The 14,759-nt window shown below is 59.4% G+C and carries 16 protein-coding genes; 10 read left to right on the top strand and 6 right to left on the bottom strand.

The window, feature by feature from the left end; translation table 11 throughout:
- Nucleotides 1–139: 139 nt before the first annotated feature.
- Together HP062_RS11620 and HP062_RS11615 are read left to right on the top strand one after the other, a co-directional pair.
- A complete protein-coding gene (locus HP062_RS11620) occupies nucleotides 140–877 on the top strand; it encodes a DUF599 domain-containing protein (protein WP_010456838.1) in 738 nt (245 codons plus the stop codon).
- Nucleotides 877–1,278: an MAPEG family protein gene (locus tag HP062_RS11615; RefSeq protein WP_010456836.1), complete on the top strand. Its 402-nt coding sequence runs from the start codon at nucleotides 877–879 to the stop codon at nucleotides 1,276–1,278. The genes HP062_RS11620 and HP062_RS11615 overlap by 1 nt, the downstream gene beginning before the upstream one ends.
- A gap of 68 nt (nucleotides 1,279–1,346) precedes the next feature.
- On the opposite strand, the gene HP062_RS11610 is transcribed toward HP062_RS11615, so the two are convergent.
- Nucleotides 1,347–1,604, bottom strand: a complete 258-nt coding sequence (locus HP062_RS11610) for a hypothetical protein (protein WP_010456834.1) — start codon at nucleotides 1,602–1,604, stop codon at nucleotides 1,347–1,349.
- A 157-nt stretch (nucleotides 1,605–1,761) separates the two neighbouring features.
- Between HP062_RS11610 and HP062_RS11605 the strand changes: the two genes are divergently transcribed.
- The 4 genes from HP062_RS11605 (at nucleotide 1,762) to HP062_RS11590 (ending at nucleotide 5,468) form a co-directional block, all read left to right on the top strand.
- Complete coding sequence (locus HP062_RS11605) at nucleotides 1,762–2,238, top strand: PaaI family thioesterase (RefSeq protein WP_077749774.1); 477 nt, start codon at nucleotides 1,762–1,764, stop codon at nucleotides 2,236–2,238.
- On the top strand, nucleotides 2,235–2,687 hold the full coding sequence (locus tag HP062_RS11600; RefSeq protein WP_172791434.1) for a PaaI family thioesterase: 453 nt from the start codon (nucleotides 2,235–2,237) through the stop codon (nucleotides 2,685–2,687). Before HP062_RS11605 ends, HP062_RS11600 begins: the two co-directional genes overlap by 4 nt.
- An 81-nt stretch (nucleotides 2,688–2,768) precedes the next feature.
- The gene (gene htpG, locus HP062_RS11595) at nucleotides 2,769–4,673 is read left to right on the top strand and encodes a molecular chaperone HtpG (protein WP_172791433.1); all 1,905 of its coding nucleotides are present in this window, start codon (nucleotides 2,769–2,771) and stop codon (nucleotides 4,671–4,673) included.
- Nucleotides 4,674–4,739: 66 nt separating this feature from the next.
- Nucleotides 4,740–5,468, top strand: coding sequence for a dienelactone hydrolase family protein (locus HP062_RS11590; RefSeq protein ID WP_172791432.1), 729 nt, complete (start codon nucleotides 4,740–4,742; stop codon nucleotides 5,466–5,468).
- A 135-nt stretch (nucleotides 5,469–5,603) separates the two neighbouring features.
- Here HP062_RS11590 and HP062_RS11585 read toward each other — a convergent pair whose 3' ends face one another.
- Entirely contained in the window at nucleotides 5,604–6,464 is an 861-nt protein-coding gene (locus tag HP062_RS11585) for a pirin family protein (RefSeq protein ID WP_083376012.1), read from the bottom strand.
- A 61-nt stretch (nucleotides 6,465–6,525) separates the two neighbouring features.
- The gene (locus tag HP062_RS11580; protein WP_010456822.1) at nucleotides 6,526–6,942 is read right to left on the bottom strand and encodes an OsmC family protein; all 417 of its coding nucleotides are present in this window, start codon (nucleotides 6,940–6,942) and stop codon (nucleotides 6,526–6,528) included.
- A 142-nt stretch (nucleotides 6,943–7,084) separates the two neighbouring features.
- Between HP062_RS11580 and HP062_RS11575 the strand changes: the two genes are divergently transcribed.
- The 3 genes from HP062_RS11575 to HP062_RS11565 all read left to right on the top strand — a co-directional run bounded on the left by HP062_RS11575 (nucleotide 7,085) and on the right by HP062_RS11565 (nucleotide 10,796).
- On the top strand, nucleotides 7,085–8,095 hold the full coding sequence (locus tag HP062_RS11575) for an amidohydrolase family protein (RefSeq protein WP_172791431.1): 1,011 nt from the start codon (nucleotides 7,085–7,087) through the stop codon (nucleotides 8,093–8,095).
- A gap of 149 nt (nucleotides 8,096–8,244) precedes the next feature.
- Nucleotides 8,245–9,621 (top strand): pyridoxal-phosphate dependent enzyme, encoded by a 1,377-nt coding sequence (locus tag HP062_RS11570; protein WP_010456817.1) that lies wholly within the window; start codon nucleotides 8,245–8,247, stop codon nucleotides 9,619–9,621.
- The gene (locus HP062_RS11565) at nucleotides 9,618–10,796 is read left to right on the top strand and encodes a PLP-dependent aspartate aminotransferase family protein (RefSeq protein ID WP_172791430.1); all 1,179 of its coding nucleotides are present in this window, start codon (nucleotides 9,618–9,620) and stop codon (nucleotides 10,794–10,796) included. The genes HP062_RS11570 and HP062_RS11565 overlap by 4 nt, the downstream gene beginning before the upstream one ends.
- Before the next feature lie 64 nt (nucleotides 10,797–10,860).
- Here the strand turns inward: HP062_RS11565 and HP062_RS11560 are convergent, their stop codons facing one another.
- Genes HP062_RS11560 through purM form a run of 3 tightly spaced genes read right to left on the bottom strand, consistent with a single transcriptional unit; the run spans nucleotide 10,861 to nucleotide 13,291 of the window.
- Nucleotides 10,861–11,574: a DUF3108 domain-containing protein gene (locus tag HP062_RS11560; protein ID WP_077749780.1), complete on the bottom strand. Its 714-nt coding sequence runs from the start codon at nucleotides 11,572–11,574 to the stop codon at nucleotides 10,861–10,863.
- An 8-nt stretch (nucleotides 11,575–11,582) separates the two neighbouring features.
- On the bottom strand, nucleotides 11,583–12,233 hold the full coding sequence (gene purN, locus HP062_RS11555; protein ID WP_077749781.1) for a phosphoribosylglycinamide formyltransferase: 651 nt from the start codon (nucleotides 12,231–12,233) through the stop codon (nucleotides 11,583–11,585).
- Entirely contained in the window at nucleotides 12,233–13,291 is a 1,059-nt protein-coding gene (gene purM / locus HP062_RS11550; protein WP_010456810.1) for a phosphoribosylformylglycinamidine cyclo-ligase, read from the bottom strand. Before purM ends, purN begins: the two co-directional genes overlap by 1 nt.
- A 383-nt stretch (nucleotides 13,292–13,674) precedes the next feature.
- Here purM and HP062_RS11545 point away from each other — a divergent pair, with 383 nt between their 5' ends.
- Nucleotides 13,675–14,733, top strand: a complete 1,059-nt coding sequence (locus HP062_RS11545; protein ID WP_102595119.1) for a DUF2066 domain-containing protein — start codon at nucleotides 13,675–13,677, stop codon at nucleotides 14,731–14,733.
- The last annotated feature ends 26 nt before the right edge of the window (nucleotides 14,734–14,759 follow it).

Genomic DNA, 14,759 nt, shown 5'->3' with positions numbered 1-14,759 from the left:
TAGAATTTAATGAAGTGCGCCCTTTTTCGACTTTGCATTGAACAAGCGCTTATGTAACGTTGAACGCGAGAGGTAGTGGTTGCCTTGCACAGCCAATTCGTATTGAAAACTCAGCTTCAGCCCACGTTTAAGGACCTGCATGTCGTTCATCCACGCCAATATCATCCACATCGTTGCCGCGCTGTGGTTTGTCATCTGCTGGGGCGGTTACACCCGCTATGCCTCATGGAAGGGCCGCGACACCGCATGCCTGGCCAGTGTGCTGCACCTGTACCGTGAAGACTGGATGCGCCGCATGCTCTTGCGCGACAACCGCATCGCCGACGCCAGCGTGGTCGGCAACCTGGAGCGTAACGCCTCGTTCTTTGCCTCCAGCACGCTGATTATCCTGGCTGGCATTCTCACTGTACTCGGTGCGTCGGAACGGGCCGTGTCGTTGCTGGCGGATATTCCGATGGTGCAACAGGCGTCGCAGGGGATGTCCGAGATCAAGTTACTGTGCCTGGCGCTGGTGTTTGTCTATGCGTTCTTCACCTTCAGCTGGTGCATGCGCCAGTACAACTTCGCCGCCATTTTGATTGGGTCGGCGCCGATGATTGGCGAACGTCACGTGTCCGAACAAGAGCGCAAAGCCTTCGCCGCCCGAGCCGCCCGGGTAATTTCCATGGCGGCCAACCAGTTCAACTTTGGCCTGCGTTCTTACTACTTTGGCATGACCATGCTGGCTTGGTTCGTCAGCCCATGGCTGTTCATGTTGATGAGTGCTGGCGTGGTGCTGGTGTTGTATCGCCGGGAGTTTCATTCCGACGTTCTCGATGTGATGGTCTATACCCCTACAGAGGCGCCATTGCCCGAAGCCAATAAAGAGGCCGCTTGATGAGTATTCCGTTCTGGTGCGTGTTTATCAGCGCCTTGCTGATCTACGTGGCCCGCATGCCCGTGACCAAGGCCATGAAAGAGCAGGGCGGTTACAACAATCACCTGCCGCGTCAGCAACAGGCGCAACTCACAGGTTTCGGCGCCCGTGCAGTGGCGGCGCATCAAAACAGCTTCGAGGCGTTCATATTGTTTGCGGTGGGGGTGTTGATGGCGCACACCACGCAGACGGCGGGGTGGCTGATCGATTCGCTGGCCATCATCTTTGTGATTTCCCGAATCATTTATTTACTGTGCTATTGGGCGGATCTTGCCTGGCAGCGCAGCCTGGTATGGATCGTCGGACTAGTGTGTTCGTTGCTGTTGATGATTAGTCCGACTTTTAGAACTGTTTTGCTCTAAAGGTTCGAATGACAGACAAAAGAAAACCCGCACTTGGCGGGTTTTCTTTTATCACGCTAAAAACTGTTTTAGTTTTTAGGTGCTTCAGCAGGAGCGGCTGGAGCCGACTCTTGAACAGCGGCTTTGTTCGATTCGGCCTGAGCTTTGGCAGCTTCGGCGTTTTCTTTCGCAGCTTCGTTCACTTTATCCTGAGCTTCGCCCATTTTTTCCTGAGCTTGCTCAGCATGTTGGTTAGCATCTTGAGCTTTGTCCTCGGATTTTTTATCGCAAGCAGCGAGACCGAGGGAAGCGGTCAACATCAAGGCAATAGCTAAAGTCTTACGCATGGGGTGTATCTCCTTATGGAAAATATCTACTGGCCTTTCGAGCACAGCCCACAGGGTTAAGTTCCTCAATTCGTTCAGATATATAAGAATATTCCTGCGGGAACTTTTACGAATACGCCGAATACGATTTCCGACTATTAAGAAGAGTGTTTATCACATGGCCGAAAACCCCGTTTTTGAGCGCGCGACGCGATTTCTTTCGGCACTCAGGCATTGTCAGGTGTTGGGTTTGCGGGTTCACAGCGCCAGCAACGAAGGGCTGACGGTCATCCTGCCGTACAGCCCGCAAATCGTCGGCAACCCGCAGACCGGTGTGATCCATGGCGGGGCTTTGACCTCGCTGATGGACACCGCGTGTGGCATGTCGACCCTCTGCGTCCTGCCCGAATTTGAAGTCTGCCCGACCCTCGATTTGCGCATCGACTACATGCACGCCGCCGAGCCGCATAAGGACGTCTACGGTTTCGCCCAATGCTACCGGGTGACAACCGACGTGATCTTCGCCCGAGGCTTTGCCTACCAGGACGATCCCGAGCAGCCCATCGCCCACGTCGTCGGCACGTTCATGCGTATGGGCAAAGCCGTCAAAGGCGCCAAGGGTTTTGGCGGTGCAATCGCCGGAGGTGCGAAATGACTGACTCTTTCAAGGAGAAACTCCAGCAAGCCCACGCGCAGGGGGACTATGCCTCGCTGCTGCACCTGCTGCCTTACGCCAAACTGATCGGCATCGAGTGTTCCCGTGTCGGGGATGAGCTGCTGTTTCGCTTGCCGGCCAACAAGGACAACATTGGTAACCCTTTACTGCCGGCCATCCATGGCGGGGTGATCGCCGGGTTCATGGAGCTGTCCGCAGCGCTGCACCTGCTGATTTTCACCGGCTCGCCCGGTGTACCGAAGATCATCGATTTCTCCCTCGACTACCTGCGAGCCGGGCAGTTTCGCGATACCTGGGCCAAATGTCAGGTTTGCCGCCAGGGCCGACGCGTGGCAAACGTGGCGATTACAGCCTGGCAAACCACCGAAGCCGAGCCGATTGCCACCGCCCGCGGCCATTTCAAAATTGAAGAGCCCTTGAAATCCTGAACTCAGCCCCAAACTCTGATGACAACCCGCCGCCGACCCTTCAGGTCGCGGCCACTGCCATCTGATTGGAGTTTGATGACCATGAGTGTGGAAACTCAAAAGGAAACCCTGGGCTTCCAGACCGAGGTGAAGCAACTGCTGCACCTCATGATCCATTCGCTGTATTCCAACAAGGAAATTTTCCTTCGCGAATTGATCTCGAACGCCTCTGACGCTGTCGACAAATTACGTTTCGAAGCCCTGTCCAAGCCTGAGCTGCTGGAAGGTGGCTCCGAACTGAAAATCCGTGTGAGCTTCGACAAGGACGCCAAGACCGTCACCCTCGAAGACAACGGCATCGGCATGAGCCGTGAAGACGCGATTACCCACCTGGGGACCATCGCCAAATCCGGCACTGCTGATTTCATGAAACACCTGTCTGGCGATCAGAAGAAAGACTCGCACCTGATCGGTCAGTTTGGTGTCGGTTTCTACTCGGCCTTCATCGTCGCTGACAAAGTTGACGTGTTCAGCCGTCGTGCCGGTTCTGCTGCCAGCGAAGGCGTGCATTGGTCGTCCAAAGGTGAAGGCGATTTTGAAGTTGCCACCGTTGAGAAAGCCGAGCGCGGCACCCGTATCGTCCTGCACCTGAAGTCCGGTGAAGACGAATTCGCCGATGGCTGGCGTCTGCGCAACATCATCAAGAAGTACTCCGACCACATCGCTCTGCCGATCGAGTTGCCGAAAGAAGTGGCAGCTGTCGAAGGTGAAGAGAAGCCTGCAGTTGAATGGGAAACCGTCAACCGCGCCAGCGCCCTGTGGACTCGTCCTCGCACCGAGATCAAGGACGAGGAATACCAGGAGTTCTACAAGCACATCGCTCATGACTTCGAAAATCCGCTGAGCTGGAGCCATAACAAGGTCGAAGGCAAGCTCGAATACAGCTCGCTGCTGTACGTGCCGACCCGTGCTCCGTTCGACCTGTACCAGCGTGAAGCGCCGAAAGGCCTGAAGCTGTATGTACAGCGCGTATTCGTGATGGACCAGGCCGAGTCGTTCCTGCCGCTGTACCTGCGCTTCATCAAAGGCGTGGTCGATTCCAACGACCTGTCGCTGAACGTGTCGCGGGAAATCCTGCAGAAAGACCCGATCATCGACTCCATGAAGTCGGCCCTGACCAAGCGCGTTCTGGACATGCTGGAAAAACTGGCGAAGAACGAGCCTGAGCAATACAAAGGCTTCTGGAAGAACTTCGGCCAGGTCATGAAAGAAGGCCCGGCAGAAGACTTCGCCAACAAAGAGAAAATCGCTGGCCTGCTGCGTTTCGCCTCCACTCAGGGTGAAGAAGGCGAGCAGGTTGTGGGGCTGGCCGAGTACCTGGCGCGTGCCAAGGAAGGTCAGGACAAGATCTACTACCTGACCGGCGAAACCTACGCGCAAGTCAAAAACAGCCCGCACCTGGAAGTCTTCCGCAAGAAAGGCATCGAAGTTCTGCTGCTGACCGACCGCATTGATGAGTGGCTGATGAGCTACCTCAGCGACTTCGACGGCAAGAGCTTTGTCGACGTGGCGCGCGGTGACCTGGACCTGGGCAACCTGGACTCGGAAGAGGACAAGAAAGCCGCGGAAGAAGTCGCCAAGTCCAAAGAGGGCCTGGTTGAGCGTCTGAAAACTGCACTGGGCGAATCCGTCGCCGAAGTACGGGTTTCCCACCGTCTGACCGATTCCCCGGCGATCCTGGCCATCGGCGAGCAGGACCTGGGCATGCAGATGCGTCAGATCCTCGAAGCCAGCGGTCAGAAGGTTCCGGATTCGAAGCCGATCTTCGAATTCAACCCGGCTCACCCGCTGATCGAGAAACTCGACAACGAGCAGAGCGACGAGCGCTTCGGCGACCTGTCGCACATTCTCTTCGATCAGGCGGCACTGGCAGCCGGCGACAGCTTGAAAGACCCGGCCGCGTATGTGCGCCGCCTCAACAAGCTGCTGGTTGAACTGTCGGTTTAACCGAGTTGTAAAAAAACCCGCTTCGGCGGGTTTTTTCATTCTGGTGTCTTTTACTGGGAGTTAGTCATGAGCCAAATCACTGTTCGTTCCGTCACTTATCAGCTTGATGGCCAGTCGTATGAAAGCCGTCTGGCGTTCGATGCTGACCACAAAGGCCCGCGCCCCGGTCTGTTGATGGCGCCGAACTGGATGGGGGTCAGCGCCGGTGCCGAGGAGATCGCCAAATCGGTGGCGGCCAAGGGTTATGTGGTGTTGATCGCCGACCTGTACGGCCAGTCGGTGCGTCCACAGAATGGCGACGAGGCGGGTGCAGCGATGATGCCGCTCAAGAACGACCGCGCCTTGCTGCGCAAGCGCATGCAAGCGGCGTTCGAACAGTTGCAAGGGCAGGGCGAGGCGGCGGTTGATACCTCGAAACTGGCGACCTTCGGTTTCTGCTTCGGCGGTTGCTGCGCACTGGAACTGGCCCGCACGGGGGCGCCGGTAAAAGCGGCGGTTTCGTTCCATGGCACGCTGGATACGCCGAACGTCAACGATGCTAAAACCATCAAGGGCTCGGTGCTGGTGTTGCACGGTGCATCCGACCCGCTGGTGCCGAAAGAGCAATTGCCGGCGTTTGAAGAGGAAATGAATGCGGCGGGCGTGGATTGGCAACTGCTGAGTTACGGCGGCGCGGTGCATTCGTTTACTGACCCGCATGCGAATGTGCCGGGCAAGATGATGTATGACGCGAAGACGGCGGCTCGGGCGTTTACGTCGATGCACAATCTGCTGGATGAAGTTTTTAAAGACTGATAGCTGATTCCGCCCTGACACTTTCGGTGTCAGGGCCGACCTCATCGCGAGCAGGCTCACTCCTACAATTGGAATGCATTCTCCCTTGTAGGAGTGAGCCTGCTCGCGATGGCGGTGTTACTGCTACCGACGATGCTAAGGCAGCTCGATCCGCTCGCTTTCCCCCGGCACCGTCGGCCAATCCCCAGCCGCCCAGCGTCGTCGCGCTTCATCGATCGCCGCCGGATCGCTCGCCACAAAATTCCAGTTGATTCGCCGCGGCCCGTCCAGCGGTGCCCCGCCAAACAGCACGGCATGACAGTCGCTCTCGGCGAACAACGTCATTTCCTCTCCGGCAGGCAGCACCACCAGCGCATGCGGCTCCAGCAGCTCGCCATCAAGCTGTGCGTCGCCGCTGAGCACGTACAGTGCCCGCTCTTCATGCTCGGTCGGGATCAGCAAGGTGGTCGCCGTTTGCAGGTTCAATTCCGCATACAGCGTAGGAGAAAGCACCGGCACCGGCGATTCCAGGCAAAAGCCTGACCCGGCAATCATGCGGATCTTCACGCCAAGGTTATCGCTGACCGGCAACGTCGCCGCCGGATGATGGCTGTAGTGGCCGGGCCCCTGTTCCTGCGTCTTGGGGGAGGCGAGCCAAACCTGCAAACCGTGCATCGTGAAGCCGCTTTCCTTCAAGGTTTCAGGCGTGCGTTCAACGTGAGCAATTGCACTGCCCGCCGTCATCCAGCTGACATCGCCGGCATCGACCACCTGATCGGAGCCGAGGCTGTCCTTGTGCTGGATTTTTCCTTCGAACAAATACGTGAGGGTGGACAGGCCAATGTGCGGGTGCTGACGGATGTTCATGCCTGTTCCCGCCGCATAACGGGTTTCGAGCATGTGGTCGAAAAAGACGAATGGCCCGACGCTGCGGCATTTGGCTGACGGCAGCGGGCGCAGAATCGGTTGGCCCTCGACATCTTCGGCGCGAGGGCGGATCACGAGTGGCGTGTTCATGGTGCATTCCAGGCTGAGCGGGTGACGCGTGGAGCATAACCCGCTTGCGCAGCCCTTGCCGCTATTGGCTGAAGGCACCTTCGGAGAGATGGGTTTCGATGCTCACCTCGGTGCTGGTCATCAGCTTGTGTACCGGGCAGCGGTCGGCCACGCGGTGCAACTCGTCGCGCTGGGCGTCGGTGAGCACGCCCTTGAGGGTCAGTTTGACGTGCAGGGCATATTTGCCTTTCTGCTCTTCGCTGTTGTCACGTTTGACTTCAACCGTGACGCCGGTCAGCGGAATGTCTTTCTTCTTTGCGTACAGCTTCAGTGTCAGGGCCTTGCAGGCACCCAGGGCCGCGTCGAAGTAGTCGTGTGGCTCAGGGGCCGAGCCTTCGCCGCCAGACGTGGTCGGCACATCGGCAAAAAGCTCGTGGTCATCGATCTGGACGCTGTGGCGAAAACCTTCGGCGGAAACGGTATTGACGGTAACGGTCATTGGGAGCCTCCCAGGCTAAAAAGTCATTCGATCAAAACAGACCTCGAAGTTATAGAGCATTCCTGACGATGCGCGTTCCACTTTCTTACCGGCTGAACCGTCTTGAGTGTGCAAAGGTCTACGTCTTTCCTGCCCCCGGAGAATGCCCGTGCCCCTGTTCCGTTTGAGCCTTGCCTGTTTGCTGGCGCTATCCAGTGCTTACGTCAATGCACGCGAATACGCCTACAGCGATGCGCACCTGCATTACGTGGACTTTTTTCAGGAAACCGCCGGCATGCCGACATTGCTCAAGGCCATGGACGACAATGCCATTGATCATGTGATGATTTCCGGGATCCCGGTGGCGAAGAAATGGCACGAAGACGAACCGAAGCGCCCGCGCTATTACGCCGGTGATGACGCCGATGCCTATTGGTACAGCGCGACGGATGTGATCGTCGCGGCAGCGGTAAACAAATTGACCCCCGAGCAGCGTCAGCGCTTTCACCCGTTCCTGTCCGGTTTCAACCCCAACGACAAAAACTCCGCAGCGCACATCAAGCGAATGCTCGATCTCAATCCGGGGCTGTGGCAGGGGATCGGCGAAGTGTTTACCCGGCACGATGACCTGACAGCGCTGACCGCTGGCGACACGCCACGGGCCAACAACGAAGCGATGACGCGGATCTATCACCTCGCGGCGGAGAACGACTTGCCGGTGATGCTGCACTCCAACATCACCTCCAAGCGTGAGAAAAATCCGCTGTACCTGTCGGAAGTCGAGGAGCCGTTGCGTAATCATCCGCATACACGATTCATTTGGGCGCACGCAGGCACCAGCGCCGAGGTCCATCGGCATCAAACCCGACTGGATTTTCTGTTGCCGACCCTGAGCCGAATGCTCGAGGCCTACCCCAATCTGTACATCGACCTGTCCTGGAGCATGCTGACGCCTTACCTGCTGGATGAGCAGGGCAAGCCTTCTGAAGCCTGGCTGGGACTGGTGGAGCGCTTCCCGGATCGCTTCATGCTCGGCTCTGATGTGGTGGGACGTTTCAACAAGCTGGGTAAGGAAATGCGCAGCTTCGACCCGTTTCTCGACGCCTTGCCTGAGCAGGTGGCGAGAAAAGTCGCGCGGGACAATTTTCTGTCGATTCTGCCGCGCAACCGTTAAGGCTGCGACGCTACCGGTTGGCTGCGCACGGTTGCGGATAGCGCATTCCCTGCCTATGTTCCTTGCGAGGCATTACTGGTGACTGGCGCACGAAGACCCGATGCCGGTTGCTGTCCATCCAGTGCGGATTCTCGCAGCGAGGTAACGACATGCCAAACGACTCCCGCCCTGCCGTGCTTGAACTGATCGGCAATACGCCGCTGGTGCGCGTCAGCCGTTTCGATACCGGCCCGTGTACGCTGTTTCTCAAACTCGAATCACAGAACCCCGGCGGTTCGATCAAGGACCGCATCGGTCTGGCGATGATCGATGCCGCCGAACGCGATGGCCGTCTGCAACCCGGCGGCACCATCGTTGAAGCCACCGCCGGCAACACCGGCCTCGGCCTGGCCCTGGTCGGCCGTGCCAAAGGCTATCGAGTGGTGCTGGTGGTGCCGGACAAAATGTCCACCGAGAAGGTGTTGCACCTCAAGGCCATGGGCGCCGAGGTGCACATCACCCGCTCCGATGTCGGTAAGGGCCATCCCGATTACTATCAGGACGTGGCGGCGCGGCTGGCGCAGGAGATACCCGATGCGTTCTTCGCCGACCAGTTCAACAACCCGGCCAATCCGCTGGCCCACGAATGCAGCACCGCGCCGGAGATCTGGGCACAGACCCAGCATGATCTGGATGCCATTGTCGTCGGCGTCGGTTCGGCCGGCACCCTGACCGGGCTGACGCGCTTCTTTCAACGTGTGCAACCGAACCTGGAAATGGTGCTGGCCGATCCGGTCGGTTCGGTGATGGCCGAGTACAGCCGCAGCGGCACCCTTGGCAAGGCCGGTTCATGGGCGGTGGAAGGCATCGGCGAAGACTTCATTCCATCGATTGCCGACCTTTCCAGCGTGCGCCACGCCTATTCGATCAGCGACGAGGAAAGCTTCGATCACGCCCGTCAACTGCTGCGCGCCGAAGGCATTCTCGGCGGTTCCTCGACTGGCACTTTGCTGGCGGCGGCGTTGCGTTACTGTCGCGAGCAGACCGAGCCGAAACGGGTGGTCAGCTTCGTCTGCGACACCGGCACCCGTTACCTGTCGAAGGTCTACAACGACCAGTGGATGAACGATCAGGGCCTGCTGCAATACAAGCGCTACGGCGATCTGCGCGACCTGATCGCGCGGCGTTTCGAGGATGGCCGCGTCATCAGCGTCGGCCCCGACGACACGCTGCTCACCGCCTTCCAGCGCATGCGCCTGGCGGATGTATCGCAATTGCCGGTGCTGGCGGACGGCAAGCGGCTGGTCGGCGTGATCGACGAATCCGATATTCTGCTGGGCGTGCACGAAGACGCTTCGCACTTGCGCATGCCCGTAGCCAGCGCCATGACTGACAAGTTACAAACCCTGCCGGCAAACGCCAGTCTGGCCGAACTGCAGGCGGAGCTCGATCGTGGGCTGGTGGCGATCATCGCCGACGACTCGGGCTTCCATGGCCTGATTACGCGAGTCGACCTGCTTAATCACTTACGGAGATCGCTTACATGAGTCAGCACGATGAATCCGGCGCGCTCCGCGCCTTCGGCACCCGTGTGATCCATGCCGGACAGACGCCGGATCCTTCCACCGGGGCGCTGATGCCGCCGATCTACGCCAACTCCACTTACTTGCAGCAAAGCCCCGGCGTGCATAAGGGCCTCGACTATGGCCGCTCGCACAATCCGACGCGCTTTGCGCTGGAGCGTTGCGTGGCGGACCTCGAGGGCGGCACCCGGGCCTTCGCCTTTGCCTCCGGGCTGGCGGCGATTTCCACGGTGCTCGAACTGCTCGATGCCAACGCGCACATCGTCTCCGGCAACGACCTGTACGGCGGAACGTTTCGTCTGTTCGACAAAGTCCGTCAGCGCAGCGCCGGGCATCGCTTCAGCTACGTCGACCTGACCGACCTGTCCGCCTTCGAAGCGGCGTTGCAGGACGACACGCGGATGGTCTGTGTCGAGACGCCGAGCAATCCTTTGCTGCGCCTTTCTGATCTCGCCGCCATTGCGCGTATCTGCCGCGAGCGCGGCATCCTCTGTGTCGCCGACAACACCTTCGCCAGCCCATGGATCCAGCGCCCGCTGGAGTTGGGTTTCGATATCGTGGTGCACTCGACGACCAAGTACCTGAACGGCCACTCCGACGTGATCGGCGGCATTGCGGTGGTCGGGCAGAACTCCGAACTGGCCGAGCGCCTGGGCTTTTTGCAGAACGCGGTAGGAGCCATCGCCGGGCCGTTTGACGCGTTCCTCACCCTGCGCGGCGTGAAGACCCTGGCGTTGCGCATGGAGCGTCATTGCAGTAACGCGCTGGAGCTTGCGCAATGGCTGGAGCGTCAGCCGCAAGTGGCACGAGTTTACTATCCGGGCTTGCCGTCGCACCCGCAGCACGAATTGGCTCGACAGCAGATGCGTGGATTTGGCGGGATGATTTCCCTCGACCTGAACAGCGACCTGGCTGGCGCCAGACGCTTCCTTGAAAATGTGCAGATATTTGCCCTGGCCGAGAGCCTGGGCGGGGTGGAAAGCCTGATCGAGCATCCGGCAATCATGACGCATGCCACCATCCCCGCAGACACCCGTGCACAACTCGGGATCGGCGATGCGCTGGTGCGTTTGTCCGTGGGGGTCGAGGATGTCGAGGATCTGCGCGCTGACCTGGCTCAGGCGCTGGCGCGGATTTGACGTTCGGCAGGCATAAAAAAATCCGGAATCCCTGAGGGATTCCGGATTTTTGTTCAGGCCCGGATCAGCTGCCTTTGACAGCCTTGCCGTTGACCGTACCGTCGAGGAGCATGATGTTGTACTCCTTGCCATCGGTTTCGACCTGTTGCAGGCGAACCAGCAGGTAATCCCAATCCTTGGCGAACCACAGGACGGTGATGCGCTTGCTTTGCGTCGGGTCGCGCACGCGCTCGACCTTGATCGCATCGATCTGGCCGGCCTTGGTGTCGACTTTCTCCGAACCCAGCACGCGGAAGTCATACGTATCGACTTCGCCATCATCGACGACCTGATAGCTCATGCTTTTTTTGCCGGCGGCCACATCGTGTTGCAGGGCCAGCTGATAGGTGGATTTGTCGACCATGCCACGGTTCAGCGGGATCTTGACCGCATCACCGCGATCGGTGCCAGTGACCATTTTGTTGGTCCAGTCGAAGTCCAGGTCGGCTTTCTTGGCTTTACCCAGACCACCGCGTTCGAAGTGGTAGGACTGGGGCAGCAACGTGTCCTTGTCCAGGGTCAGGGTGCTTTCTTCTGTCAGGCTGGCGATCATCATCGAGGCCTTGAAGCTGAGCTTCCAGACACCGTTGGCACCCTGGGTCAGGCTGCGTTCAGCCGTGCCACTCATGGGCAGCTGCTTCCAGTCGGCGGTGTAGCTGGCGGAGAAAGGTTGAAGGTCTGCAGCCTGCGCGAAAGGCAGGGCAAACAGAGCGCAAGCGAAGAGCAGGGCGCGACGCATAAAATCTCCTAGTTTCGAATCAAGTGGCCGCTGGCCGCGAGTAACTTTCCATCCAGTAAAGCACCTTGCTCACCGAGCGATAAACGGCCTTCGGCAAACCAGCGTACAGCCATCGGGTAGATCAGGTGTTCCTGAACATGGACTCGCTGCGCCAGACTCTGCGGCGAATCGTGCAACTCTACCGGTATTACTGCCTGTACGACCAGTGGTCCGCCATCGAGTTCCTCGGTGACGAAGTGCACGGAGCAGCCATGTTCCGTGTCGCCGGCTTCCAGCGCGCGCTGATGAGTGTGTAACCCTTTGTATTTGGGTAGCAGCGAGGGATGGATGTTGAGCAGGCGACCCGCGTAGTGGCGCACGAAGTCAGCGCTGAGAATGCGCATGAAACCGGCCAGTACCACGAGTTTGGGGTTGAAGGCGTCGATCAGTTCGATCAGCGCGGCATCGAAGGCTTCGCGGCCTTCGAAAGCCTTGTGATCCAGGGAGCGGGTGTCGATACCCGCGTCCCTGGCGCGTTGCAGGCCGTAAGCGTCGGCGCGGTTGGAAATCACCGCGGCGATGCGGACCGGGCTGTCGCCGGTCCGCGTGCTGTCGATCAAGGCCTGCAAGTTACTGCCGGTGCCGGACAACAGCACCACCACATCACAGGTCTGGGACATCAATGAGCCTTGAGGTTCTTCAGTTCAACCTGGGCTGCGCCTTCGGCAGCGGTGGCGATCTGACCGATAACCCATGGCTGCTCGCCGGCTTCACGCAGGACGTTCAGGGCAGTTTCAACGTGCTCTTGAGCCACGCAGATGACCATGCCCACGCCGCAGTTCAGCACGCGGTGCATTTCGTTTTCGTCGACGTTGCCTTTCTCTTGCAGCCAGTCGAACACGGCAGGGCGGGTCCAGCTTGCGACGTCAACCACGGCTTGGGCGCCTTTTGGCAGTACGCGCGGGATGTTGTCCAGCAGGCCGCCACCGGTGATGTGGGCCATGGCTTTGACCGCGCCGGTGTCCTTGATCAGCTTGAGCAGCGGTTTCACGTAGATGCGGGTCGGGGCCATCAGCAGGTCGGTCAGCGGTTTGCCGTCGAGCTGGATGTTTTCGATATCGGCACCGGAGACTTCGATGATCTTGCGGATCAGCGAGTAGCCGTTGGAGTGCGGGCCGGAAGACGGCAGGGCGAGCAGGGCATCGCCGGCAGCGACTTTCGAACCGTCGATGATTTCGGATTTTTCCACGACGCCGACGCAGAAGCCGGCCAGGTCGTAGTCTTCGCCTTCGTACATGCCAGGCATTTCAGCGGTTTCGCCGCCGACCAGGGAGCAGCCGGACAGTTCACAGCCAGCGCCGATGCCGGTCACGACCTGGGTCGCGGTTTCGACGTTCAGCTTGCCGGTGGCGTAGTAGTCGAGGAAGAACAGCGGCTCGGCGCCGCAGACCACCAGGTCGTTCACGCACATGGCCACCAGGTCGATGCCGATGCTGTCGTGCTTGTTCAGGTTCAACGCCAGGCGCAGCTTGGTGCCCACGCCGTCGGTGCCGGAAACCAGTACGGGCTGCTTGTAGCCGGCCGGGATTTCGCAGAGGGCGCCGAAACCGCCCAGGCCGCCCATGACTTCCGGGCGCGCAGTGCGCTTGGCGACGCTCTTGATGCGTTCGACCAATGCTTCACCGGCGTCGATGTCTACACCGGCGTCCTTGTAGCTCAGGGAGGGTTGCTTGCTCATGATCCAGGCCTTTAGGGGGATTCAGGGGTAACGACCGAGTCCAGTGGGACCGCTGAAATAAACGAAGGCGAGCGCCTTGCACGAATTTCAGGGTGCCCGGCTGTTGCCGGTCTGCGAAGGCGCGCGATTTTATCAGGCTTGAAGGGCAGCGGCCATCCTCACGCCGACGGCAGGGGCATATCGGCTGAAAAAAACCTTTATTGCCCGTGTTGGTCGCCGCCTCGATGGCTGTATAAGGTATCGCGATTAACCGTCTATCGTTATGACAGTGCGAAAAACTTAGTCAGATCGTGGTGAATGTTTTGCGCAGGGATGTGGTCACAGCCTTGCTCGATCATCTTCATGCGGTCTGTTCCAGCCGCTCTCGTCGTCAGGAATCTCCCATGCGTTTTTTTTCCAGATTTTTATTTGCAGGCTGTTTTTCACTGGTCAGCCTGGCGAGTCATGCCGAAACCGTCAAAGGCCTGTATCAAGTGCGCGAGCCTGTCAGCAGTCAATCGTCTGAGGAGCGCGACCAGGCGACCCAGCGCGCGCTGGACACCCTGGTGCTGCGCCTGACCGGTGATCCCAAGGCTGCGCAAAGTCCGGGGTTGGCGGCGCTGCGCAAAGACCCGCAACAGATCATCAGTCAATACGGTTTCGACGCCGGTCCGCCGGAAGTGCTGAAAGTCGATTTCGACCCGGCCAGCACCGAACAAGCCTTGCGCCGCGCCGGGTTGTCTTTGTGGGGGACGAATCGGCCGTCGATCCTGAGTTGGTGGTTGAACGACTCCGCCGAGGGATCGAGCCTGGTGGGCGATGGCCAGTCCAGCGCCGCGCCGTTGCGTCGCGCAGCCCAGCATCGTGGTCTGCCGTTGCGATTGCCGTTGGCGGACCTGAGTGAGCAACTGGTGGCTACGGCACCCAACCTTGAAGGGGCAGATGCAACGCCGTTGCGCGCTGCCTCGGACCGTTACAACGCCGATGCCTTGCTCGCGGTGCATGCCCGGGAAGAGGGTGGCCAGTGGCAGGCCAAATGGAACATGTGGCTGGGCGACAAGAAAGAGGCGGGCAGCGTACAAGGGGCGGATCAGGCTGCTGTAGCCGATGCAGTGATGCTGGCGGTCAGTGAACGCCTGGCACCGCGGTTTGTCGTCAAGCCGGGCGCTTCGGGCGAACAATTGCTGGAAGTGCAGGGCATGAACCTGGAACGCTACGCCGCCCTTGGACGCTTGCTGGAGCCTTTTAGGGCGCGCCTGCAAACGGTTGATGGCGAGCGCATTCTCTATCGGGTCAATGGCAGCGCCGAGCAGTTACGTTCGCAGCTGTCCCTCGCGAAGTTGCAGGAAGTTCCAGCCGGTGAGGCGCCTGCACCGGCAGCGCCTGCGCAGCCAGCCGAGGGTGCGGCGCCGGTCGTTGCACCAACCCCGGCACCGGTGCCACAGCTGAGATTCCGTTGGTAAGGTTTTCTTTCTTTATATAGATGCAT

It is taken from the genome of Pseudomonas sp. B14-6, assembly GCF_013260315.1.
In the GTDB taxonomy this organism is placed as follows: Bacteria; Pseudomonadota; Gammaproteobacteria; order Pseudomonadales; family Pseudomonadaceae; genus Aquipseudomonas; species Aquipseudomonas mandelii.
This window is presented reverse-complemented; position numbering and strand designations above follow the sequence as displayed.